This window comes from Terracoccus sp. 273MFTsu3.1 (assembly GCF_000383675.1).
Classification (GTDB): Bacteria; Actinomycetota; Actinomycetes; order Actinomycetales; family Dermatophilaceae; genus Terrabacter.
In genome coordinates, this window is the sequence record NZ_KB911821.1 from 533937 (window position 1) to 555180 (window position 21244).

The 21244-nt window shown below is 72.2% G+C and carries 23 protein-coding genes; 12 read left to right on the forward strand and 11 right to left on the reverse strand.

What is annotated here, in order from left to right:
• Positions 1-24: 24 nt before the first annotated feature.
• Positions 25-291: a WhiB family transcriptional regulator gene (locus H283_RS0108110; protein WP_020143018.1), complete on the reverse strand. Its 267-nt coding sequence runs from the start codon at positions 289-291 to the stop codon at positions 25-27.
• A 244-nt stretch (positions 292-535) separates the two neighbouring features.
• On the opposite strand from H283_RS0108110, the gene cofD reads away from it, so the two are divergent.
• Positions 536-1540 (forward strand): 2-phospho-L-lactate transferase, encoded by a 1005-nt coding sequence (gene cofD, locus H283_RS0108115; protein ID WP_020143019.1) that lies wholly within the window; start codon positions 536-538, stop codon positions 1538-1540.
• Positions 1537-2595, forward strand: coding sequence for a coenzyme F420-0:L-glutamate ligase (locus H283_RS0108120; RefSeq protein WP_020143020.1), 1059 nt, complete (start codon positions 1537-1539; stop codon positions 2593-2595). The genes cofD and H283_RS0108120 overlap by 4 nt, the downstream gene beginning before the upstream one ends.
• A gap of 35 nt (positions 2596-2630) precedes the next feature.
• On the opposite strand, the gene H283_RS0108125 is transcribed toward H283_RS0108120, so the two are convergent.
• Entirely contained in the window at positions 2631-3602 is a 972-nt protein-coding gene (locus tag H283_RS0108125) for a zinc-binding dehydrogenase (protein WP_020143021.1), read from the reverse strand.
• A gap of 52 nt (positions 3603-3654) precedes the next feature.
• Between H283_RS0108125 and H283_RS0108130 the strand changes: the two genes are divergently transcribed.
• From H283_RS0108130 to H283_RS24435, 3 genes are read left to right on the forward strand one after another with little or no spacing between them, the layout of a single operon-like run.
• Positions 3655-4368, forward strand: coding sequence for a biotin transporter BioY (locus H283_RS0108130; RefSeq protein WP_020143022.1), 714 nt, complete (start codon positions 3655-3657; stop codon positions 4366-4368).
• 7 nt (positions 4369-4375) lie between these two features.
• Entirely contained in the window at positions 4376-5086 is a 711-nt protein-coding gene (locus H283_RS0108135) for an energy-coupling factor ABC transporter ATP-binding protein (protein ID WP_020143023.1), read from the forward strand.
• A 41-nt stretch (positions 5087-5127) separates the two neighbouring features.
• Positions 5128-5751, forward strand: coding sequence for an energy-coupling factor transporter transmembrane protein EcfT (locus H283_RS24435; protein ID WP_369791896.1), 624 nt, complete (start codon positions 5128-5130; stop codon positions 5749-5751).
• Here H283_RS24435 and H283_RS0108145 read toward each other — a convergent pair.
• From H283_RS0108145 to H283_RS0108155, 3 genes are all read right to left on the reverse strand, one after another.
• On the reverse strand, positions 5748-6920 hold the full coding sequence (locus tag H283_RS0108145) for an NADP-dependent malic enzyme (protein ID WP_020143025.1): 1173 nt from the start codon (positions 6918-6920) through the stop codon (positions 5748-5750). The two genes, H283_RS24435 and H283_RS0108145, sit on opposite strands and share 4 nt — an antisense overlap.
• Positions 6921-7093: 173 nt before the next feature.
• Positions 7094-8386, reverse strand: coding sequence for an HD-GYP domain-containing protein (locus tag H283_RS0108150; protein ID WP_156023050.1), 1293 nt, complete (start codon positions 8384-8386; stop codon positions 7094-7096).
• Positions 8383-9693, reverse strand: coding sequence for an HD-GYP domain-containing protein (locus H283_RS0108155; RefSeq protein WP_020143027.1), 1311 nt, complete (start codon positions 9691-9693; stop codon positions 8383-8385). Before H283_RS0108155 ends, H283_RS0108150 begins: the two co-directional genes overlap by 4 nt.
• A 450-nt stretch (positions 9694-10143) precedes the next feature.
• Here H283_RS0108155 and H283_RS28675 point away from each other — a divergent pair, with 450 nt between their 5' ends.
• A complete protein-coding gene (locus tag H283_RS28675) occupies positions 10144-10218 on the forward strand; it encodes a 50S ribosomal protein bL37 (RefSeq protein ID WP_369791897.1) in 75 nt (24 codons plus the stop codon).
• Positions 10219-10306: 88 nt separating this feature from the next.
• Here H283_RS28675 and rsrA read toward each other — a convergent pair whose 3' ends face one another.
• Genes rsrA through H283_RS0108180 form a run of 4 tightly spaced genes read right to left on the reverse strand, consistent with a single transcriptional unit; the run spans position 10307 to position 12979 of the window.
• The gene (rsrA, locus tag H283_RS0108165) at positions 10307-10606 is read right to left on the reverse strand and encodes a mycothiol system anti-sigma-R factor (protein WP_020143029.1); all 300 of its coding nucleotides are present in this window, start codon (positions 10604-10606) and stop codon (positions 10307-10309) included.
• Positions 10603-11481 carry a sigma-70 family RNA polymerase sigma factor gene (locus H283_RS0108170; RefSeq protein ID WP_020143030.1) on the reverse strand — a complete coding sequence of 293 codons (879 nt, stop codon included), beginning with the start codon at positions 11479-11481 and terminating at the stop codon, positions 10603-10605. Before H283_RS0108170 ends, rsrA begins: the two co-directional genes overlap by 4 nt.
• A 17-nt stretch (positions 11482-11498) precedes the next feature.
• Positions 11499-12140 (reverse strand): alpha/beta family hydrolase, encoded by a 642-nt coding sequence (locus H283_RS0108175; RefSeq protein WP_020143031.1) that lies wholly within the window; start codon positions 12138-12140, stop codon positions 11499-11501.
• A complete protein-coding gene (locus H283_RS0108180) occupies positions 12137-12979 on the reverse strand; it encodes an SOS response-associated peptidase (RefSeq protein ID WP_020143032.1) in 843 nt (280 codons plus the stop codon). Before H283_RS0108180 ends, H283_RS0108175 begins: the two co-directional genes overlap by 4 nt.
• Positions 12980-13171: 192 nt before the next feature.
• Between H283_RS0108180 and H283_RS0108185 the strand changes: the two genes are divergently transcribed.
• The 5 genes from H283_RS0108185 (at position 13172) to H283_RS0108205 (ending at position 17699) form a co-directional block, all read left to right on the forward strand.
• Positions 13172-13702 carry a DoxX family membrane protein gene (locus tag H283_RS0108185; protein ID WP_020143033.1) on the forward strand — a complete coding sequence of 177 codons (531 nt, stop codon included), beginning with the start codon at positions 13172-13174 and terminating at the stop codon, positions 13700-13702.
• A gap of 37 nt (positions 13703-13739) precedes the next feature.
• Positions 13740-15128, forward strand: a complete 1389-nt coding sequence (gene aroA, locus H283_RS0108190; protein WP_020143034.1) for a 3-phosphoshikimate 1-carboxyvinyltransferase — start codon at positions 13740-13742, stop codon at positions 15126-15128.
• Positions 15125-16171 (forward strand): ribosome small subunit-dependent GTPase A, encoded by a 1047-nt coding sequence (gene rsgA / locus H283_RS0108195; RefSeq protein ID WP_020143035.1) that lies wholly within the window; start codon positions 15125-15127, stop codon positions 16169-16171. Before aroA ends, rsgA begins: the two co-directional genes overlap by 4 nt.
• A gap of 64 nt (positions 16172-16235) precedes the next feature.
• Positions 16236-17027 carry a histidinol-phosphatase gene (gene hisN, locus H283_RS0108200; protein WP_020143036.1) on the forward strand — a complete coding sequence of 264 codons (792 nt, stop codon included), beginning with the start codon at positions 16236-16238 and terminating at the stop codon, positions 17025-17027.
• A 75-nt stretch (positions 17028-17102) separates the two neighbouring features.
• Complete coding sequence (locus H283_RS0108205) at positions 17103-17699, forward strand: GNAT family N-acetyltransferase (RefSeq protein WP_020143037.1); 597 nt, start codon at positions 17103-17105, stop codon at positions 17697-17699.
• Positions 17700-17792: 93 nt separating this feature from the next.
• Here H283_RS0108205 and H283_RS0108210 read toward each other — a convergent pair whose 3' ends face one another.
• A complete protein-coding gene (locus tag H283_RS0108210; protein ID WP_020143038.1) occupies positions 17793-19178 on the reverse strand; it encodes a pitrilysin family protein in 1386 nt (461 codons plus the stop codon).
• Entirely contained in the window at positions 19175-20509 is a 1335-nt protein-coding gene (locus tag H283_RS0108215; RefSeq protein ID WP_020143039.1) for a pitrilysin family protein, read from the reverse strand. Before H283_RS0108215 ends, H283_RS0108210 begins: the two co-directional genes overlap by 4 nt.
• A 132-nt stretch (positions 20510-20641) precedes the next feature.
• On the opposite strand from H283_RS0108215, the gene H283_RS0108220 reads away from it, so the two are divergent.
• A complete protein-coding gene (locus H283_RS0108220) occupies positions 20642-21163 on the forward strand; it encodes a hypothetical protein (RefSeq protein ID WP_028785424.1) in 522 nt (173 codons plus the stop codon).
• Positions 21164-21244: the final 81 nt, after the last annotated feature.

The following is a 21244-nucleotide window of genomic DNA, read 5'->3' on the forward strand; positions in this document are numbered from 1 at the left end:
AGGTGCCGGGCTGGAACCTCACGATCAGACCGCGCGCTTCTTCAGCTTGCGGCGCTCTCGCTCGGACAGTCCGCCCCAGATGCCGAATCTCTCGTCATTGGACAGGGCGTACTCGAGGCACTCGGATCGCACCTCGCATCCCACGCAGACCTTCTTGGCCTCGCGGGTGGAGCCGCCCTTCTCAGGGAAGAACGCCTCCGGGTCGGTCTGGGCGCAGAGCGAACGCTCCTGCCAGGAGAGCTCACCCTCCTGCTCGCCCGTGTCCGACCAAACCACCATCAACTCGTGCATGACCCCTCCTCGACCCTGACTGCACTTTGTGTCAGCACTGTCGCACCGAGCGGCACCGTTCTCCGGAGGTTCCGGACAAATACGTCCAAGAGTCCCAGCGATCCAACCCCGACCGAATACAACAATGAAATTACATGCGTGTCATACGCCCCACGTCAAGCCCGTTGGTGATATTCGCAGGTTCGAAATGTCCGGGCCGACCCCGCACGACGTGACGTGGGCACACTGCTGAGAGGATCGGCGCATGCGCATCACCGCCCTGGCCGGAGGAGTCGGCGGCGCCCGGTTCCTCCGGGGCCTGCTCCACCACGCCCGACAGACCTACCCACTGGTCGCCGATCCCGACCGTCCCGATCCGCTCGAGCTGACCGTCATCGGCAACACCGGCGACGACATCACGCTCTTCGGCCTGCGGGTGTGCCCCGACATCGACACGCTGCTCTACACCCTGGGCGGCGGCATCCACGAGGGACAGGGCTGGGGCCGCGCCGACGAGTCGCACCACCTCGCCGAGGAGCTCGCTGCGCTCGGCGCCGAGCCACAGTGGTTCACCTTGGGAGACAAGGACTTCGGCACCCACGTCTACCGCTCGCAGCTGCTCGGTCAGGGTATGCCGCTCAGCGGCGTCGTCGAGCGGCTCTCCGCCCGCTGGGGGCTCGGTGAGCTCGGCGTACGCCTCCTGCCTATGACCGACACCCCCGTCGAGACGCACGTCGTCGTCGAGCAGGACGGTGAGCAGCGCGCGATCCACTTCCAGGAGTGGTGGGTGCGCCACCGCGCCGAGCTCGCGGCCGACCGGTTCGTCGTGGCCGGCCTCGACCGAGCCACGCCGGCTCCCGGCGTGCTCGACGCGATCCGCGAGGCCGACGTCGTCATCCTGCCGCCGAGCAACCCCGTCGTGTCGATCGGCATCATCCTCGGCGTCCCGGGTGTGCGTGACGCGCTGCGCGGCACCCGCGCGCCCGTCGTCGGGGTCTCGCCCCTCGTCGGTGGACGCCCGGTGCGGGGTCACGCCGACGTGTGCCTGCGCACGATCGGGGTCGAGGAGTCGAGCGCCGGCGTCGCCGGGCTCTACGCCGACTTCCTCGACGGCTGGCTCGTCGACGAGGACGACCCCATGCCGGCACGCCGCGGTCTCGAGGTCCTGCGCCGCCCGCTCCTCATGAGCTCGATCGAGGCGGCCGCCGACATGGCCGGGGCGGCCCTCGACCTCGGTCTGCGGCTGCGCACGGAGCGAGCGCGGGCGTGACCGCGCCGATCACGATCACCCCGCTCACCGGCATACCCGAGGTGCGTGAGGGAGACGACCTCGCCGACGTGCTCGAGGTCGGTCTCGACCACGCGGGTGTCCGGCTCGCCGACGGCGACGTCGTCGTCGTCTCGAGCAAGATCGCGAGCAAGGCCCTCGGCCTCGTGACGCACGACCCGGACAAGGACCGCGTCGTGCACGGCGAGACCGAGTACGTCGTGGCCGAGCGGTCCACGGGCGACCGCGTCACGCGGATCGTCCGCGCCAAGGCCGGGCCCATCATGGCGGCGGCAGGTGTCGACGGCTCCAACACGGGGGCCCGTGGTGGATGGCTGCTGCTCCCCCACGACCCCGACGGCATCTGCGAGCAGATCCATGACGCCCTCGTCGCACGGCACGGCGTCCGGGTCGGTGTGGTCCTGAGCGACACCGCAGGACGTGCCTGGCGCGTCGGACAGGTCGACTTCGCCCTCGGCGCGCACGGGCTGCGCGTCCTCGACGACCTGCGCGGCGGCAGCGACGCCGACGGCAAGCCGCTCGAGGTGACGACCCGCGCGGTCGCCGACGAGATCGCCGCCGCGGCAGACCTGGCCAAGGGCAAGGTGTCGGCCGTGCCCGCCGCCGTGGTGCGAGGGGTGCCGGGGATCCTCGTCGACGAGCCCCTCGAGTCCCACCCCCGCGGACGCGACCTCGTGCGCACCGGCCCCGGGGACTGGTTCGGCTACGGCCGGGTCGAGGCCGTGCGGGCGGCCCTGGGCATCGAGCCGGGCAGCCCGGAGGCGGTTGCGGTGGGCATCGCCCCCGCCGGCACCGACACCCGCCTCGACGCGGTGTCGCGGGCGGTCAGGGCGGCCCTGCACGGCGTCGAGTCCGGCACCGCCGACGTCGGCCGGCTCTCGGTCACCCTCGGCGCCGACAGCCCCTACGAGCTCGGCCAGCTCGTCGCCCGGCTGCGGTCCGCGCTGTGGTGCGAGTGGCTGACCGGGGAGGCGGGCCCGCCGTCGGCGGACGGCCTGTCCGCGGTCGTGCACGTCTCGGGCGCGCACGGGTCCTGACCCGCCGGGGTCAGGACGGGACGAGCCCGCAGACGTCACCCGACGGTGAAGACGACCTTGCCGAAGACGTCGCCGTCGACCATCCGCGCGAAGCCGTCACGGGCCTGGGCGAGCGGCATGACCGAGTCGACGACCGGATCGATGCGTGCCTGCTCGACGAGGCGGGCCAGCTGACCGAGCTCCTCACGCGTGCCCATCGTCGAGCCGACCACGCGCAGCTGCTTGAAGAAGATCTTCGTCAGCTCCGCCTTCGCCGGCGCGTCGCCCGAGGTGGCCCCGGAGATGACGATCGTCCCGCCGGGGCGGAGCGAGTTGACGGAGTGCGACCACGTCGCGGCACCGACGGTCTCCATGACGGCATCCACACGGTCGGGCAGCCGCTCGCCCGAGCCGAAGACGCGGTCGGCGCCGATCTCGAGGGCCCGCTGACCCCGGGCCTCGTCGCGGGACGTGGCCCACATCCGGTAGCCGGCCGCCGAGCCGAGCTGGATCAGTGCCGTGGCGACACCACCACCGGCGCCCTGGACGAGCACCGTGCCCCCCGGCTGCACGCCGGAGTTGGTGAAGAGCATGCGGTAGGCCGTGAGCCACGCCGTCGAGAGGCAGGCGGCCGTCTCCCACGACATCGACGCCGGCTTCGGCACGACGTTGCCCTCGGGGACGAGGACCTTCTCGGCCAGGGTGCCGTCGTGCAGCTCCGACAGGAGGGTGCGTCGCGGGTCGAGGGTCTCGTCGCCGCGCCAGCCCTCCGAGGGGACGACGGCGTGCACGATGACCTCGTTTCCGTCGGCGTCGACGCCTGCGCCGTCGCAGCCGAGGACCATCGGGAGCCGGTCCGGCGCGAGGCCGACGCCACGCAACGACCACACGTCGTGGTGGTTGAGCGCGGCGGCGCGCAGGTCCACGACGGTCCAGCCCGGTCGGGCCTCCGGGTCGGGACGGTCCCCGACGACGAGACCGGAGAGCGGGTCGGAGGCGGACTGACCGGCGGCGTAGGCAGCGAGCATTCCAGCACCATAGTGACCGGAGGCCGGACGGCGCCCCGGTAGGGTCCTGCCCGTGACCGACAACACCCCCGTGCGCCACGAGCCCCAGCAGACGACGACGGCGACCCGGGACCGCACCGAGTCGGGCACGTCCACGAACGTGGCGGCCCCCACGTCTGTCGAACGCGGCGCCGGTCCGCAGGCCCGCGGCGTCGACGCGCAGTCGGTCGCCCTCGTCGCCGTCTTCACGGCGCTCCTCGTCGCGGCCGCGGTCGTGCCGGGCATCCCCGTCGGCGGGTTCGGGGTGCCGATCACGCTGCAGACCCTCGCCGTCGTGCTCACCGGTCTCGTCCTCGGGCCGCTCCGCGGGGGCCTCGCCGTCGCGCTCTACCTGCTGCTCGGCTTCGTCGGGCTGCCGGTCTTCAGCCGGGGTCAGTCCGGCCTGCAGGTGCTGAGCGGTCCGACGGCCGGCTATCTCGTGTCGTTCCTCGTCGCGGCGCTCGTCGTGGGGGTCGCCGCTCGGGTGGTCGTCCGACGCAGCAACCGGTCGCTCTGGGTGCCGCTGCTGCTGGTCGCCTCCTTCGCGACGACCGTCGCGGTCGTCCACGCGCTCGGGGTCCTCGGGCTCATGGTCAACCTCCGGCTGCCGCTGTCGGCCGCGATCAGCGCCGACCTGCCCTTCCTCCCGGGCGACCTCGTCAAGGACGTCGTCGCGGTCGTCGCCGCCGTCGCCGTGCACCGCGCCTTCCCGGACGTCCTCGTGCGCCTGAGGCGCCCCCGCGCGTGACCCGTCCGTGACGGAGGTCCGCCTCGAGGCCGTGACGGTGACGGTGCCCGTCGACGGCTCACCCGGGCAGAGGGCGCGCACCATCCTCGGGCCCGTCGACCTCGTCCTGACCGAGTCCCGGGTGACGGTCATCGGCGCCAACGGGTCGGGCAAGTCGACCTTGCTCCGCCTCCTCAACGGCCTCGTCGCCCCGACGTCGGGCACCGTCACCGTCGACGCCCTCGACACGGTGCGTCACGGGGCCCGCGTGCGCCGCCGCGTCGCGTTCGCCTTCACCGACCCGATCTCCCAGCTCGTCATGCCCACGGGGCGCGAGGACGTCGAGCTCTCGCTGCGCCGGCTGCACCGGTCGCGCGCCGACCGTCGGGCGGCCGCCGAGCGGGTGCTCGAGCGCTTCGGGATGGCGCACCTCGCCGACCAGAGCGTCTACGACCTGTCCGGCGGTGAGCGCCAGCTCATGGCCCTCGCCGTCGTCCTCGCCACGGAACCGGACCTGCTCGTCCTCGACGAGCCGACGACGCTCCTCGACCGACGCAACACCCTCCGGCTGCGCTCCCTGCTCGACTCGCTCCCCCAGTCCGTCGTCGTCGCGACCCACGACCTCGACCTCGCCCTCCACGCCGACCGGACCCTTGTCGTGGACGACGGGCGCATCGTCTTCGACGGTGAGCCGGCAACGGCCGTGGAGCGCTACCTCACGTTGTCCGACGCCCCGTGAACGATCCCGGCCTGTTCACGGCGCACGTCCCCGGTACGTCCGTGGTGCATCGAATGCCGCTGTGGCTCAAGCTGATCGGCGTTCTCGCCGTCGGGGCGATGCCGTGGTTCACGCAGTCGGTCTGGCCGCTCGCCGTCACGACCGTCGTCCTGGTCGGGGTCGTCCTGGCAGCACGCCTTCCGGCGCGCCGTCTGCTGCGGTCGATGCGTGGGCTGATCCCCGTCCTCGCCGTCCTGCTGGCCTTCCAGTGGTGGTCGCGCGACCTCGCGTATGCCGTCCGTGTCGTCCTCGGGATCGTCAACGCGTTCGTCGCGGCGGGCGTACTCACGGCGACGACACCGGTCACCGACCTGCTCGACGGCGTCGTGCGGGCGGCCCGTCCGCTGCGTCGCGTCGTCGACCCCGAGGTCGTGGCGCTCACCCTCGGCGTCGTCGTGCGCTCGGTGCCCTGGGTGGCCGGGTCGTTCTCCAGCGTTCGCGAGTCGGCCCGCGCGCGAGGCCTCGACCGCGACCCTCGGGCCGTCGTGGTGCCGACCGTCGTGCACGTCGTCGCCTTCGCACGGTCGACGGGTGAGGCCCTCGCGGCCAGAGGTCTCACCGACCCGGCCGACGACGACGCTCCCGGCCGGGACGGACCGGAAGCGTCGCCACGGTCGTCCCGCTAGCGCGCTCGCCCGAGCACCCGGCCCGAGACGGCCTCGGCCACGGCCGGCGCCACGCGCTCGTCGAACACGCTCGGCACGATCCGGTCGGCCGTCGGCGCGTCGACGAGCCCGGCGATGGCATACGCCGCCGCCAGCTTCATCTCCTCGGTGATCCGCCGGGCCCCGGAGTCGAGCGCGCCACGGAAGATGCCGGGGAAGGCGAGGACGTTGTTGATCTGGTTCGGGAAGTCGGAGCGGCCGGTCGCGACCACCTCGGCGAAGCGGGCGGCGACGACCGGGTGCACCTCGGGGTCGGGGTTGGCGAGGGCGAAGATGATCGCGCGCGGCGCCATCCGCAGGAGGTCGCGCTCGGCGACCGTGCCCCCGGAGACGCCGATGAGGACGTCGGCCCCGGAGAGCGCGTCGCCGATGGTGCCGGTGACCCCGCGCCGGTTGGTCACGTCGAGGAGCTCGCGCTTGTGGGTGGCGAGGTCGTGGCGGTCGGGACCGAGCACGCCACGGGAGTCGACGACCACGACGTCGCCCACGCCGGCCGACACGAGGATGCGGCTCACGGCCACTCCGGCGGCGCCGGCGCCCGAGACGACGACGGTGAGGTCGGCGAGGTCCTTGTCGACGACCCGGACCGCGTTGAGCAGGGCGGCCAGGGCCACGATCGCCGTGCCGTGCTGGTCGTCGTGGAAGACCGGGATGTCGAGACGGTCCTGGAGCCGACGCTCGATCTCGAAGCACCGCGGCGCCGAGATGTCCTCGAGGTTGATGCCGCCGTACGTCGGTGCGATCCGCGCCACCGCGTCGACGATCTCGTCGACGGTGCCGGTCTCCATGCACACGGGGACGGCGTCGACGTCGGCGAAGTGCTTGAAGAGCACCGCCTTGCCCTCCATCACGGGCATGGCCGCCAGCGGTCCGACGTCGCCGAGCCCGAGGACGGCGGTGCCGTCGCTGACGACGGCGACGGTGTTGCGGCGGCTCGTGTAGACGGCGGCCAGCGTCGGGTCGGCGGCGATGGCGAGGGAGACCTGAGCGACCCCCGGCGTGTAGAGGAGGGAGAGGTCGGCAGCATCGCGCAGCTCCGACGTGGCGTGTACCCCGAGCTTCCCGCCCACGTGGGCCCGGAAGACCGGGTCGCTGGGGTCGAAGAGCTGGCTGGTGGGCAACGCACTCATGCTGGAACACCTCGTTCGCATGGAGACGAAGAGGGCAGGCGCCCTCACTGGTGGACAGCGCCGGGGGTCTGGCCTGCAGGTTTCGTTCTCGCGACGGGGGTTGCCCGAAGGTGCCATCATGGCACGACGACACGGACCGACCCAAGGGCCGCCGGCGCGGTGTGACGCCTGTCTCAGGCGTGGGCCGAGGAGCCGAGGGACTTCAGGAGGGCGTCGACGACCCGCGGGTCGTACTCGTAGCCGAGGCCGAGGTAGATGCGTTCGACGGCCGCCTCGCGCGCCCGAGCGCTGCGGGCCCCGGCCGTGAGGTCCTCGTAGGCGTTGACGACCTTGACGATGCGGCTCGTCAGGGGGATCTCCTCGCCGAGCTCGCGCACCTGGCGGTAGGGCGTCGTCTGGTGCTCGAGGATCCGCGCGACCCCCTCGAAGACGCCGGTCTCCCGGACGATCGCGACGGTGTCGGCCTCGATGCGACGTTGGTCGGCCGGCGCCGCGAGGACCGTGGCGCCACCGGGGATCGGCTCGACGAGGGCCACCTGTCCGATGTCGTGGAGCAGCGCGGCGTACTCGAGGTCGAGCAGCTCGCGCTCCGACAGGCCCAGCTCACGGCCCACCTGGACCGACAGGGCTGCCACGCGTTCGGAGTGCCCTGACGGGGTGTAGCCCGCCGCGTCGGTGAGGCGCGAGAGCGTCCTGATGCTCTGGAGGTAGGTGGCGCGGATGCTGACGTAGCGGCGGAACGCGAAGAGCGTCAGGACGAGCGGGATGAGGAAGAGCGGCAGGGCGGCGATACCGAGGGGTGGGGCGGCGAGCGCGATGAGGACGCCCGTGACCGCGACCGCGATCGACAGCGCGAACGACGAGCGGAACTCCTCGATGAACGTCCGGCGCACGTTCGCCCCGGCCGACAGCCCACGGAGCAGGGAGGTGAAGAGAGCATCCGTGACGAGGGCGAGCAGGCAGATCCCGAGCAGCAGGGCCGCCTGCTGCCACGGAGCGACCGCCGTCTCCCGGGCGGGCTCGCCCGGTTGCTGCCCGAGCACCACGACGCGGTAGACGATCGTGGCCACAACGATGGCCACGAACCGGCCGGCCGTGTCGACGAGGCTCGTGTCGCGGCGGGCCGCGACCCGCACGGTCGTCCCGAGCGCCATCGCCGTCGCCGTCACCGTGAGTGCGAAGGGGGCGCCGTACGGAACGGGGACCTCGCCGGGGAGCTCGGTGGTCAGGGCCAACCCGAAGGCGGCTGCCATCGCGATGGGGGCCGCCCCTCGGAAGCCGGGTGCCGAGATGTGGAACCACTCACCGAGCACGATCGTGACGCCGAAGGCCGCGACGACCCAGACCGTGGTCGAGTCGTTCAGCGAGGGGACGTCCCCGGTCTGGATCGCGGCGATGGCCGACGCGAGCAGGCACAGGACCCCGAAGACCCCGGCCACGGGCTCACGTCTCAGGGCGCCGTTCACGAGGCCACCTCCGCTGGTGCAGACGCGGGCCACCCGTGCTTGTCCAGGGCGACGACGGCGGCGGCCACGACGTCGGGGTCGAAACGTCCCGGGTCGGCACGCAGCCGGCGCGCGACGTCGGCGACCGACACGACGGGTGCGGCGTCGGGGTCGCGCACGAGGTCGTCGATGGCGGTGGTCACGGCGACGATGCGCGCGGCGATGGGGATGTCGTGTCCGGCCCGTCCGTCGGGCCGGCCCGTCCCGTCGAAGCGCTCGTGCTGGTGACGGATCCCGGATCTCGCGTCCTCGAGGAAGTCGATGCCCTCGATCATCCGGGCGCCCACGACGCAGTGGCCGTCGATGACCCGGCGCTCGGTGGGGCTCAGCGAGGACGGAGACCGGCGCAGCAGTCGGGTGGCGACCCCGAGGTGGCCGATCTCGTGGAGCGTCGCGGCATATCGCACCGTGCCGATCTGGCCCGGTGGCAGGCCGAGCTCCTCGGCGATCCACTCGGCGAGCACGGCGGCGCGCCGGCTCCGGTCCACGGCTGCGGGCTCCTTGGTGCCGAGGGCGGTGACGAGGGTGTCGATCGTCCGTTCGTGCGAGCGAAGCTCCTCGCCGTACTGGATGAAGGCCCAGCGGGCCGCGAGGAGCGGGGCGAGGACGAGGAGGGCGCTGAACGCGTCCAGGCCCGCGGGGAACCAGAGGATGACGAACAGCAGGCCGATGATGCCGTAGCCGACGTAGGCGACACCGGATCCGCTGAGGACGCGGCGGAGCTGGACGCCGAAGGGGATCCCCTGGTCGAGGTGCAGGACGCCGGAGATGAGGCTGGCGTTGACGAGGCAGCCCACCACGTCGGCCGCGAGCAGGGGCAGTCCGACGTGCAGCCCGAGCTCGGCGGTGCTCATGTTGGTCATGCCGGATCCCTCGGCGCCGCCGAGCAGCCGGTAGGTCAGGGCCGCGGCAGCGCCGAGCAGACCGCACATGGCGGCGTTGAACATCGTCGCCGTCCATCGCGGCTGACGTCGGTCGATGAGCATCGACACCGAGCCGACCACCCACGCGCCGAAGACGCCGACGATGGCGGCCGAGGCGACGAGGATGATCGACAGGAACGAGAAGCTGATCCGCAGTCCGACGTCGGGTTCGCGGATCTGGAAGCTGACGATACCCATGAGGCACAGCAGCAGAAGGGGTCCGAGCTCGGGTCGGGGCAGCACGAGCCACGACACCACACCGGTGGCGATCGAGGTCGCGACGACGAGCGCGAGATAGGCCGGCAGCCACCGGGACCGGACGGTTGCGGTGGCTGCCTGACTCACATCAGTCACGGTAGCGCGACGGCACCGGAGTCTTCAGGGAACCCCGGTGCCGTCCAGCGGCTCTGGAGCGGCTCAGCCGCCCCAGCCCCAGACGCCGGCGAGGGAGATGATGGCGCGGGTGGCGAGGTCGTTGGACGTGAGTGCCGACAGGAGGGCAGCGAACATTGGGGGGCTCCTTCATAGATGGATGTTCCGGATGCGTGCGCCATGGAGGGGCGTTGCTGCGGCAGCACAGAACAACAGAGGTTTCCCTCGATGCTCAGGATGCCGTGCGCGCGCGGGCGCACGGAAGCAGATCCGGCGTATCCATGCCGGATCTATACGAAGATTTTAAGGTTTGCGGGGCAACCCCGCGACCAATTGGGCCACTCGCGCGCAATGTGGAAGAATCAGGTCTTCGTGTCCCGCACCGGGGCCCGAGACCACTGTACGACCCATTAGGAGCCGACGATGAGCAAGCGCGCCCGCAAGCGCCGCTCCCGCAAGGGCAACGCCGCCAACCACGGCCGCAAGCCCAACGCCTGAGCCGCAGACGTCAGAGGCCCGCACCCGAGCAGCTCGGGGCGGGCCTTCGTCGTGTCCGGGGACCCGACGTGACGTCCTGGGCCGGTGATCAGCCGCGGTCGACCTGGATCACGGTCATCGAGATGCGCGACATGATCGTCAGGCGCAGCGCCTCCGGGGCCTGCTCGCACTCGCACGAACGCTTGATGAGGGACTTGAGCGTCGTGTCGAGGTCGTACTCCTTGAGGCACGGCCCGCACTCGTCGAGGTGCGCCTGGATCTTGGCGCACTCGTCGGGCCCCAGCTCGCCGTCGAGGTACTCGTAGACCCGCAGCAAGGCCTCGGAGCAGTCGGTGCGCGTCGTCGCGCTGTCCGACGCACCCTGTCCACCCGTCGTGTGGTCCTTCATGACCGGCTTCCTTCCGTGCCAGCAGCGATCCCCGCGCCCATCGCGGCACCGTCGGAGGTGCCGGCCGCAGCGAAACCGCGGTCGGCGGCGTACTCCGAGAGGAGCTCGCGCAGCTGTCGGCGTCCGCGGTGCAGCCTGCTCATGACGGTGCCGATGGGCGTGTCCATGATCTCGGCGATCTCCTTGTAGGCGTAGCCCTCGACGTCGGCGAAGTAGACCGCCAGGCGGAACTCCTCGGGGATCGCCTGCAGCGCGCGCTTGACGTCGCTGTCGGGGAGGTGGTCGAGCGCCTCGGCCTCGGCGGACCGGAGCCCGACCGACGTGTGCGACTCGGCCCGCGCCAGCTGGTAGTCCTCGATCTCGGCCGAGTCGGACTCGAGGGGCTGGCGCTGCTTCTTGCGGTAGCTGTTGATGTACGTGTTGGTGAGGATGCGGTACATCCACGCCTTGAGGTTGGTGCCCGGCTTGTACTGGTGGAACGCGGCGTACGCCTTGGCGAACGTCTCCTGCACGAGGTCCTCGGCGTCGCTCGGGTTGCGCGTCGTGCGCAGAGCAGCGCTGTAGAGCTGGTCGAGCAGGGGCATCGCCTCGCGCTCGAAGCGCGCCCGACGATCGTGCTCGCTCTCGCTCGCGACGTCGACGGTCGCGTCGGCGCGGGCGAGGTCGTCGGGGTCGGCAGACGGTGCAGGCGCCGACCCCCGGGTCGTCGCGCTCGTGTCGGTGCTCGGGTCCGTCAGCCGCAGGGCGGCGCTCGGATCGGTCTTCTTGTCCTTTGCCATCGCCTCCCAGCCTAGACCGGTGGGCTGCGACAGCAGACCGTGCTCGGTCGGCACGGTCGCGACGCTCTCGGGCTCACGGGTGGGGCAGGTGACCATGCTGGGTGCAACGACACCTAGCCGGGCAGCATTCCCGCGATCGTGCCGAGCGCCTCGGTGAGGGCGCTGCGCGAGCCTTTCGGGAAGCTGTGGGCTCCGGGGACCTCGATGAGGGTCGTGCCCACCGGCAGGTGCTGGCGCACCTCGTCCGGCGTGCCGAACGTGTCGTGGGTGCCCTGCACGACCCATGACGGCGCGGGTGCGAGCGCGAGTTCGCCGGCGCGCAGCTTCTCCGGCTGGCCCGGCAGGTGGAGGGGGAAGCTGAGCAGGAGGCCGGCATCGGCCTCGAGCGGTCCGGCCGTGCGGCACGCCACGCGCGCGCCCGCACTGCGGCCGCCGACGACCAGGGGTCGCGGCAGCCGGCCCCTGCCGGTCACGAGGGCCTCGACGATCGGCACCCAGGCGACATCGAGCGTGGGCGGGCGGCCGGCCACCTTGCGACCCGCCACGAGCCACGGCTGCTCGACGAGCACGACGGCCCATCCCGCGCCGACGAGCACCTCGCGGGCGATCGCGAGGTCGATCGCTCCGAGCCCTCCCCCGGCGCCGTGGCCGAGGACGACGGTGCCGCGTGGCCGCGCGGGTCGCTGGATGTGGGCGCGTCCGGGACCGCCGGGCGTCTCGATCTCGCGGACCGTCTCACGGGCCGGTGCGCTCACGCGCCGACCACCTCGCCGGTCATCGGGTCGACGACACCCTCGAGCTCGGACTCGGGAACGGGTTCGACGAGAGCCGGACCGTTGTTGCGCGTCGCGCCCACCGCGCGGCTGACCGGGTGCGCCTCGAAGCGCCCGGGCTCGGCGAAGTCGAGGACGCTCTGGACGTAGGCCGGGTCCTTCTCGTCGGGGTCGAGCCACTGCTCCCACTGGGCAGGCTCGAGGACGAGCGGCTGGCGGTCGTGGATGCGGTCCATGCCGGGGTCGGCGGCGGTCGTGATGATCGTGAAGGTCGTCAGCCACGCCGCCGGGTCGCCCTCGGGCAGCTCGCGGTCGCGCCAGAACTCGTAGAGCCCGGCGAAGGCGACGGGCGCGCCGTCGGCGCGGTGGATGAAGAAGGGCTGCTTGCGTGGCTTGCCCTTGGCGTCGACCGCGGTCGGCGAGACCTGCCACTCGTACCACCCGTCGGCCGGCACGAGGCAGCGGCGAGAGAGGGCGGCCTTGGCGAAGGCACCCTTGCCGAGCACCGACTCCGCGCGGGCGTTCGTCATGCGCAGACCCGTCGAGACGTCCTTGGACCACGCCGGCACGAGCCCCCACGTGAGCATCCGGAGCTGCCGGGCGGGGACGGTCTCCTCGTCTGCGTCGGCGCTGCGGGGCCTCCGGGTGAGCACGACCGGCGCCTGCTTGGACGGGGCCATGTTCCAGTCGGGTTCGCCCGCCGGCGGGCTCTGGGGGTTCTTGAGCACGCTGCGCGCGGGCTCGTCGGTGTGGTCCTCCTCGACGTCGAAGGCCTCGATGAGCTCGTCGGGCCGCGCGCTCGCGGCATACCTCCCGCACATGCGCCACAGCGTATGCCGGGTGGCCGACGACAGGGATCGCGACGGCACACGTGACGGGTCGGGCCGGCGACGGCCCCGGAGGTCGGCGTGGGCAGCGCGTCCTGCGGCGCGGGTATGTCGATACCGTAGGTGTCCACAGGTCCACGATGGTCATGACGCGTTCGAACGGGTCGCGGCCAGAGGAGGAAACGCATGATCGTCCGTCGTCTCGCCCGCCCGCTGCTCGCATCCGTCTTCGTCGCCGCCGGCGTGGAGGCCCTCCGCCACCCGGCTGCGCGCACCGACCAGGCCGCCCACCTGCTCCAGAAGGTGCCGGACCAGGTCCCGGGAGCCGAGGTGGCCGCGAAGGACCCCGACCTCTTCGTCCGGGTCAACGGCGCCGCCCTGCTCGGCGGAGGGCTCCTGCTCGCCACCGGCCGGATGCCGCGGCTCGCCTCGACGGTGCTCGCCGCCTCGATCGTGCCGACGACGGCGATCGAACACGCCTTCTGGGAGGAAACCGACCCCACCCGCAAGGCGCAGAGCCGCAGCCTCTTCCTCAAGAACGTCGGCCTGCTCGGCGGCCTGCTCCTCGCCGCTGTCGACACCGAGGGCAAGCCGGGCCTGGCCTGGCGCGCCCAGCACGCCACGAAGACGACGCGCCGCGAGGCCCGTCACGCCCAGCGGGCCGCCAAGCGTGAGGCGCGCCTGCTCGCCCATCGAGCCCAGGACGTCGTGAGCTGAGTTGAGTCCCGCTGATCCATCGCCCCACCCCCTGTCCGTGACGGACGGCGCCACCGACGGCGCCGGCGACGGCGCCACCCTGACCGAGGAGCCCGACTGGGCGGCGCCGCTCGCGCCCGGACCGCTCGATGCCACGGTCGTCCTGCCGGGGAGCAAGTCCCTGACCAACCGCTACCTCGTGCTCGCAGCACTGGCGAGCGACCGTTCGAGGCTGCGGGCGCCGCTGCGCTCGCGTGACACGCTGCTCATGGCCGACGCGCTGCGCGCCCTGGGGGTACGCATCGACGACGTCGCGCCGGAAGGTGAGTCCGGCGGCGGTGGGGCCGGTGCGGTCGGCGGAGTGCTCGACTGGGTGGTGACGCCCCCTGAGACGCTGAGCGGTGGCGTGACGGTCGACTGCGGCCTGGCCGGCACCGTGATGCGCTTCCTGCCCGCCGTGGCGGCGCTCGCCGACGGGCCGGTGCGGCTCGACGGCGACCCCCAGGCACGGGTGCGCCCGATGGGGCCGGTCACCGACGCGCTGCGCGCGCTCGGGGTCACCGTCGACGACCACGACGGGCACCTGCCGGTCACGGTCCACGGGCGCGGACGGGTGCCGGGCGGGTCGGTGACGATGGACGCCTCGGCCTCGTCGCAGTTCATCTCGGCTCTGCTCCTCGCCGGGGCACGCTACGACGAGGGCGTCACCGTGCACCACGACGGCAAGCCGGTGCCGAGCGAGCCGCACATCCTCATGACGGTCGAGACCCTGCGCGACGCAGGCGCGATCGTCGACGACAGCGAGCCGAACACGTGGCGTGTCGAGCCGTCCGAGATCAACGCCCTCGACGTGTCCGTCGAGCCGGACCTGTCCAACGCCGGGCCCTTCGTCGCGGCGGCCCTCGTCGTCGGCGGGACAGTGCGGGTGCCCGGGTGGCCCCAGCACACGACCCAGGCCGGCGACCTCCTCCGCGAGATCCTCGACACCATGGGCGCCGACGTGCGCCTCGACCGCTCGGGGCTCACGGTGGTCGGCAGCGGTGAGCTCGTCGGCATCGACATCGACCTGCACGACGCCGCCGAGCTGACCCCCACCGTGGCCGCGCTCGCAGCGCTCGCGTCGACACCCACGTGGATCCGCGGGGTGGCCCACATCCGCGGCCACGAGACGGACCGTCTCGCGGCGCTCACGGCAGAGCTCGGACGGGTCGGGTCGCATGTCACCGAGACCGACGACGGGCTGCGCATCTCGCCGGCGGCCTTGCACGGTGGGCGTTTCCGCACCTACCACGACCACCGTATGGCCACCGCGGGCGCGATCATCGGACTGCGCGTGCCCGGCGTGCACGTCGAGGACGTCGACACGACGCGCAAGACGCTGCCCGACTTCGTCGGGCTGTGGCAGGGCATGCTCGACGGCTCGCGCCCCGTGGTGCTCTCTCGATGAGCTGGCGGGACCTCGACGAGGGAGACATCCGGGTCCGCCCCAGCCGCAAGGGGTCCCGGCCCCGCACGAAGGAGCGCCCCGCCCACGCGGACGCCGTCGTCGCCATGGTCATCGGCGTCGACCGTGGCCGCTACACGTGCCTCATCCCCAAGGGTTCGCTCGGCAAGAAGGAGCCCGAGCGCGTCGTCACGGCCATGAAGGCCCGGGAGATCGGCCGCACCCGGGTCGTCGTCGGTGACGACGTCGCCCTCGTCGGCGACCTGGCAGGTGGTCCGGACGCACTGGCCCGGATCGTGCGCATCGAGGAGCGGCGGTCGGTGCTGCGGCGCACCGCCGACGACACCGACCCCTACGAGCGGATCATCGTGGCCAACGCCGACCAGCTCGTCATCGTGACGGCCCTGGCCGACCCCGAGCCGCGGCCGCGCATGGTCGACCGCTGCCTCGTCGCGGCCTACGACGCGGACCTAGAGCCGCTGCTCGCGCTGACGAAGGCCGATCTCGTCGACCCGAGCGACTTCCTCGCGCACTACACGCCGCTCGAGGTCGAGCACGTCGTGACGTCGTGGAAGGACGGCGACTTCTCCGGCCTCGAGGACCTTCGCGCCAGGCTCTCCGGCAAGGTCTCCGTCCTCGTCGGTCACTCCGGCGTGGGCAAGAGCACGCTCGTCAACGGCCTCGTCCCCGGCGCCCTGCGCGCCACCGGCGTCGTCAACGACACGACCGGCCGTGGGCGCCACACCTCGACGAACGCGGTGGCACTGCGGCTGCACGGCGCCGACGGCTCCGACGACGGCTGGGTCATCGACACGCCGGGCATCCGGTCGTTCGGACTCGCCCACATCGACGTCGATCACATCATCGACCACTTCCCCGACCTCGCCGAGGGCACCGACAACTGCCCCCGCGGCTGCACGCACGACGAGGAGGAGTGCGCACTCGACGCCTGGGTGGCCGACGGCCACGCCGGACCCGCCGGCGCGTCCCGTCTCGAGTCGCTGCGTCGCCTGCTCAGCAGCCGGAGCACGACCGAGGAGCACTGAGCCGCAGCGGCCTTCGTCGCCGGCTCGGCGCCACTGCCCGGACCGATGCCGCTAGGTTGAGCCGGTGACCTCCTACGACGACGACCTTCGTCTGGCCCATGTCCTCGCGGATGCCGTCGAGAGGGTGACGATGGCACGCTTCCGCGCCGCCGACCTCGTCGTCGAGAGCAAGCCGGACCTCACGCCCGTCACCGACGCCGACCGAGCCGCAGAAGAGCTCGTCCGGCACCAGCTGAAGCGCACCCGACCGCGTGACGCCGTCGAGGGCGAGGAGTTCGACACGACCGGGCACGGTCCGCGGCGGTGGATCATCGACCCGATCGACGGGACGAAGAACTTCGTCCGCGGCGTGCCCGTCTGGGCCACGCTCATCGGCCTCGTCGTCGACAACGTGCCGGTGCTCGGACTCGTCGCCGCGCCCGCGCTGCAGCGACGCTGGTGGGCCGCGACCGGCTCCGGCGCCTGGAGCGGCCGCTCCCTGTCGTCGGCCAAGCGCATCTCGGTGTCCCAGGTCGGACGGCTCGGCGACGCCTCCCTGTCGTACTCGTCACTTGCGAGCTGGCGGGTGCGCGGACGGCGTGACGACTTCCTCGACCTCATGGACGACTGCTGGCGCACCCGGGCCTACGGCGACTTCTGGTCCTACATGCTCGTGGCCGAGGGTGCCGCCGACATCGCGGCCGAGCCCGAGCTCGCCGTCCACGACATGGCGGCCCTCGTCGCGATCGTGCAGGAGGCCGGTGGTCGGTTCACCGGACTCGACGGCAAGGACGGCTGCTGGAGCGGCAACGCGCTCGCGACCAACGGCCTGCTGCATGACGAGGTGCTCTCGCGCATCGGCACCGCGTCCGCGTGAGGCCACGGCGTCCTGAGGGCTCTCCGTCCTGAGGCCGAACTGGGCGGGCTGCGCTGTCCGGCATAGCCTTTCGGCATGAGCACCGACTCTGCCGACCCCGCCGACCCCGATGTCCCCGCCCCGGCGGTCCCCGTCGCGTCGGTCCGCCCTGCCCGCGAGGCTGACGTGCCGGCGCTGGCCGAGGTCGCTGCGGCGACGTTCGTGCTCGCGTGTCCGCCGTCGATGACCGTGGACCGCGTCGACGCGTTCGTCGAGGAGGTCCTCTCCCCTGCTCGCTTCACCGACTACCTCACCGACGCCCGTCGCCACGTCCTCCTCGCCGAACGCGACGGGACCGCACTGGGCTACGCGATGCTCGTCGCCGGCGACCCGCAGGACGAGGACGTCAGGGCCGCGATCCGCCTCCGCCCGACCGTCGAGCTGTCCAAGATCTACGTCCTGCCCCAGGCCCATGGGACGGGCGCCGCGGCCCTGCTCATGAGCCGGGCCCTGGACTGGGCACGCGACTCCGGCGCAGCCGGTGTGTGGCTGGGCGTCAACCAGCAGAACGAGCGCGCCCAACGGTTCTACGGCAAGAGCGGCTTCGACCGGGTCGGCACCAAGCGCTTCCTCGTCGGCGGCGTCTACGAGGACGACTACGTCATGGAGCGCCCCCTGCCGCCGCTTCCCTGACCGAACGCCGCGTTCGGTCAGGGACTCACTGCTCTGACCGTGAGTTCACGACCGAACGCGGCGTTCGGTGGGGTGGAGAGCGACCGAGGACGTTCAGGCGTCGGTGACGACCGTGACGTCGCCGAGGCCGAGTGCCTCGATGGCAGGCAGGTGGGCAGCGTCACCGACCATGACGATCGTCCACCCCGCTCCGGGTCCACCCGTCCCGACGCCGGCGCCCTCGACGAAGCGGGCGTAGGCCGCCTCGACCCGACCGCGGTCGACGGTGGCGAGGTCGCGGAGGTTGTCGGTCGTGAACGCCGTCGTGCGACCGTCCAGAGCCATGCCCACCGCCTCGTCCGCGATGGAGTCAGCGGTGGCGTAGCGACCGGGCGCGGTCTTGGAGATGAAGTCGACACCGGAGCGGATCTCCTTGTCGCTGAACCCGTCCCGTCCGCTCTCGAGGATCTCGACGAGCAGCCTCAGCGACTCGGCCGTCGAGTCTGCGCGCACGGAGCCGGACGTGAGGAACACGCCACCACGACGTCGCGGGCGGAAGCTCGACCGGATGCCGTAGGTGTAGCCCTTCTCCTCGCGCAGGACGGCGTCGATGCGGGCGTTCGGAGAGCCTCCCAGGACGAAGCCGAGCACCGGGTAGGGCGCCCACCCGCCCTCGACGGAGCGGTCGGGTCCCGGCGCGCCGATGACGAACTCGGTCTGCACCGAGCCCGGACGGGACACGAGGACGATGCGACCGCGGTCGGGCGCGAGGGCGGCGGCGTGCTGGAGGTAGCGCTCCCGGTCCCGGGGACCGCGGGCCCACCCGCCGAGGGCGGCCTCGACGAGAGCGGGCACGTCGAGCCCGTCGAGGTCGCCGGCGACGACCACCGTGCCGCCGGCGGCGACGACGTGCTCCGCGTGGAAGGCCACGACGTCGTCTCGCGTGATCGACGCGACGGTCTCGCGCGTGCCGCCCGTGGGCCGCGACGAGCGGTCGTCGGGGGCGTAGAACGTGCGGACGAACTCGAGGCCGGCGCGGTGCGCAGCGACGGAGCGCTCCTGCTCGATCTCGGCGAGACGCGTGCGCACCTGTCGGGCGACCTCGGTCTGCGGGAAGGCCGGCTCGGTGAGGATCTGCCGGAGCAGGTCGAGGGCGGGCTCAAGGTTGCCCTTGACGACATCGAGGTCGAGGGACAGACCGGCGTCGGCCATCCCCGCGCCGAAGCTGACGCCCTTGCGCTCGAGCAGCCGGGCGAACTCCTCGGCCGTGTGCTGCGCGGTGCCCTCGTCGAGGGTGCGGGACATGATCGAGGCGACGCCCTCGCGCTCGAGCGGCTCGTCCCGGAGCGACACGGGCAGCCCGAGGCGTACCGAGACGACGTACTGGCCGGGGACGTCGTAGGTGAGCAGGCGCAGGCCGTTGGGCAGGTCGTGGGCGCTGCCCGCGGGGAAGTCCCACGGCTCGGGCGGCGCGACGACGGGGCGGGCAACGGCGGTCATGCGGCCTCCTCCGAGTCCTTGTCGGTGCGGTCGGTGTCGTCGGGCTGGTCGGCGTCCTTGCTCGTGTCGGCGAGGTAGCGCACGACCGCCCGCGACGCGGGGTCGAGCCACGCCGCCGCAGCGGCGCGGGTCTGCTCGGCGGTCACCGCGCGGATCCGCTCGACGAAGGAGTTGACGTATGCCGGGTCGCCCGTCAGCAGGGCGTGGTGGCTGATGTGGTCGGCGCGCTCCTCGATGCTCGCGAGCGCGCTCAGCCACGAGCGTTCGGTGTCGGCGATGACCGACTCGAGCTCGGCGGCATCCGGCCCCTCGGCGATGAAGCGGCGGACCTCCTCGCACACCGCGGCCTCGACCTGCTCGACGTCGGCGCCGGCGGACACGTCGACGGTGATGGTGCCGAGGCCGACGCCGTCGACGAGACCCATCGTCCAACCGCCCACGGCCACGGCGGTCTCGTCCGTGCGAACCAGACGGCGCACGAGCCGGGAGCTCGCCAGGCCACCGAGGACGTCGACGGCCACCTGGCAGGCGAGGTAGTCGGGCGTCGTGTCGACGGGGAGCCGGAAGGAGACGTAGATCCGGTCGTTGGGGACGTCACCGACGCGATCCAGCCGGACGGGCTCCGAGAGCGGTGGCAGCTGCGCGTGCCGCTCCCGCGGGTGCAGCTCGATGGCCGGGAGGCCGCCGAAGTACTTCTCGGCAGCGGCGAAGCCCTCCTCCGGGGTCAGGTCGCCGACGAGGGTGAGGACGGTGTTGTTCGGCCCGTAGTGGGCGCGGAAGAAGGCGTGGACGTCCTCGAGCGTTGCGGCGTCGAGGTCTTCCATCGAGCCGATCGTCGGATGGTGGTAGGGGTGGTCCTCGGGGAACGCGGTGGCGTAGATGTCGATGAGCGCCGAGCCGTAGGGCACGTTGTCGTAGCGCTGGCGCTTCTCCTCCTTGACGACGTCGCGCTGGTTGTCGAGGTTCTCCTGCGTCACGGCGTCGAGGAGGTAGCCGTGCCGGTCTGCCTCGAGCCACAGCGCGAGCTCGAGCGCCCCGGTCGGCACCGTCTCGAAGTAGTTCGTCCGGTCGAACCACGTCGTGGCGTTGAGCCGGGCGCCCTCGTCCATGAGGGCCGAGAAGTGCTCGCCCGACGCGACGTTGCGGCTGCCCTGGAACATCAGGTGCTCGAAGAGGTGGGCGAAGCCGGTGCGTCCGGGGGTCTCGTGGCGGGAGCCGACGCCGACCCACAGGTTCACCGCGACGTTGGGCACCGTGTGGTCCTCGCTGACGATGACGCGCAGGCCGTTGGCGAGCGTGTGCTCCGCGAGCGGGTAGGAGATCGCTGTCACGGCTCGACCCTATGCGACGGAGCGCGGGGGGTGACGAGTCGTGAACGCACACGAGGGCGTCGAGTAGGTGCAGAATGCGGGGGCCGAACTCGGCACACCGCCGCCCTCTTCCGTCAGGAGCACCCTCACCCCATGACCGACCACCCCGTTCCCGAGGCCACCTCGCCAGAGCCCGTGGCCCAGCCGGCGCCGTCGACGGGGGTCCCGTCGGCTCCCGCGCAGCCGACTCCCGCGCAGCCGGACTCCGCGCAGCCGACTTCCGCGCAGCCGGCTCCCGACGAGCCGACTCCGGCCCCGCCGGCTCACGCTCAGACGGGCGGCACGTCGCGTCGCCTGTCGGGGCTCAAGCGCTTCGGCGGCTTCCTCTTCGCGATCCTCGCCTTCTTCCTCTTCCGGGCGCTGACCGCCGACGACGGCACCCACGGCATCAAGACCGGCGAGTGCATCGCCTCGGTCGGGACCGACGACTTCAAGAAGGTCGACTGCGGGGACTCGACGTCGCTCGGCTCGGTCACCTTCATCGAGAAGAACGCCCCCACCGACGAGACGTCGGCGCTGGCCCTCTGCGCGAAGCACGACGCCGGCAACGCCTTCACGAGCGCCACCTCGGACGGTGGGGCCGGCACGATCATCTGCGTCGCCGACCCGAAGTAGGCGACGCACGAGCACGTCGACGAGGGGCGCCCGGCCATGGCGGGGCGCCCCTCTGTCATGCCATCCGTCAGGTAACTCTTG

What these genes read in the sequence shown, in the direction of transcription:
- H283_RS0108185 (WP_020143033.1), top strand. Translation starts at nt 13,172, where the DNA reads ATGATCGTCCGTCGTCTCGCCCGCCCGCTGCTCGCATCCGTCTTCGTC.
- rsgA (WP_020143035.1), top strand. Translation starts at nt 15,125, where the DNA reads ATGAGCTGGCGGGACCTCGACGAGGGAGACATCCGGGTCCGCCCCAGC.
- H283_RS0108210 (WP_020143038.1), bottom strand. Translation starts at nt 19,178, where the DNA reads ATGACCGCCGTTGCCCGCCCCGTCGTCGCGCCGCCCGAGCCGTGGGAC.
- H283_RS0108125 (WP_020143021.1), bottom strand. Translation starts at nt 3,602, where the DNA reads ATGCTCGCTGCCTACGCCGCCGGTCAGTCCGCCTCCGACCCGCTCTCC.
- cofD (WP_020143019.1), top strand. Translation starts at nt 536, where the DNA reads ATGCGCATCACCGCCCTGGCCGGAGGAGTCGGCGGCGCCCGGTTCCTC.
- H283_RS0108205 (WP_020143037.1), top strand. Translation starts at nt 17,103, where the DNA reads ATGAGCACCGACTCTGCCGACCCCGCCGACCCCGATGTCCCCGCCCCG.
- H283_RS0108220 (WP_028785424.1), top strand. Translation starts at nt 20,642, where the DNA reads ATGACCGACCACCCCGTTCCCGAGGCCACCTCGCCAGAGCCCGTGGCC.
- H283_RS0108145 (WP_020143025.1), bottom strand. Translation starts at nt 6,920, where the DNA reads ATGAGTGCGTTGCCCACCAGCCAGCTCTTCGACCCCAGCGACCCGGTC.
- H283_RS0108170 (WP_020143030.1), bottom strand. Translation starts at nt 11,481, where the DNA reads ATGGTCACCTGCCCCACCCGTGAGCCCGAGAGCGTCGCGACCGTGCCG.
- rsrA (WP_020143029.1), bottom strand. Translation starts at nt 10,606, where the DNA reads ATGAAGGACCACACGACGGGTGGACAGGGTGCGTCGGACAGCGCGACG.
- H283_RS0108180 (WP_020143032.1), bottom strand. Translation starts at nt 12,979, where the DNA reads ATGTGCGGGAGGTATGCCGCGAGCGCGCGGCCCGACGAGCTCATCGAG.
- H283_RS0108110 (WP_020143018.1), bottom strand. Translation starts at nt 291, where the DNA reads ATGCACGAGTTGATGGTGGTTTGGTCGGACACGGGCGAGCAGGAGGGT.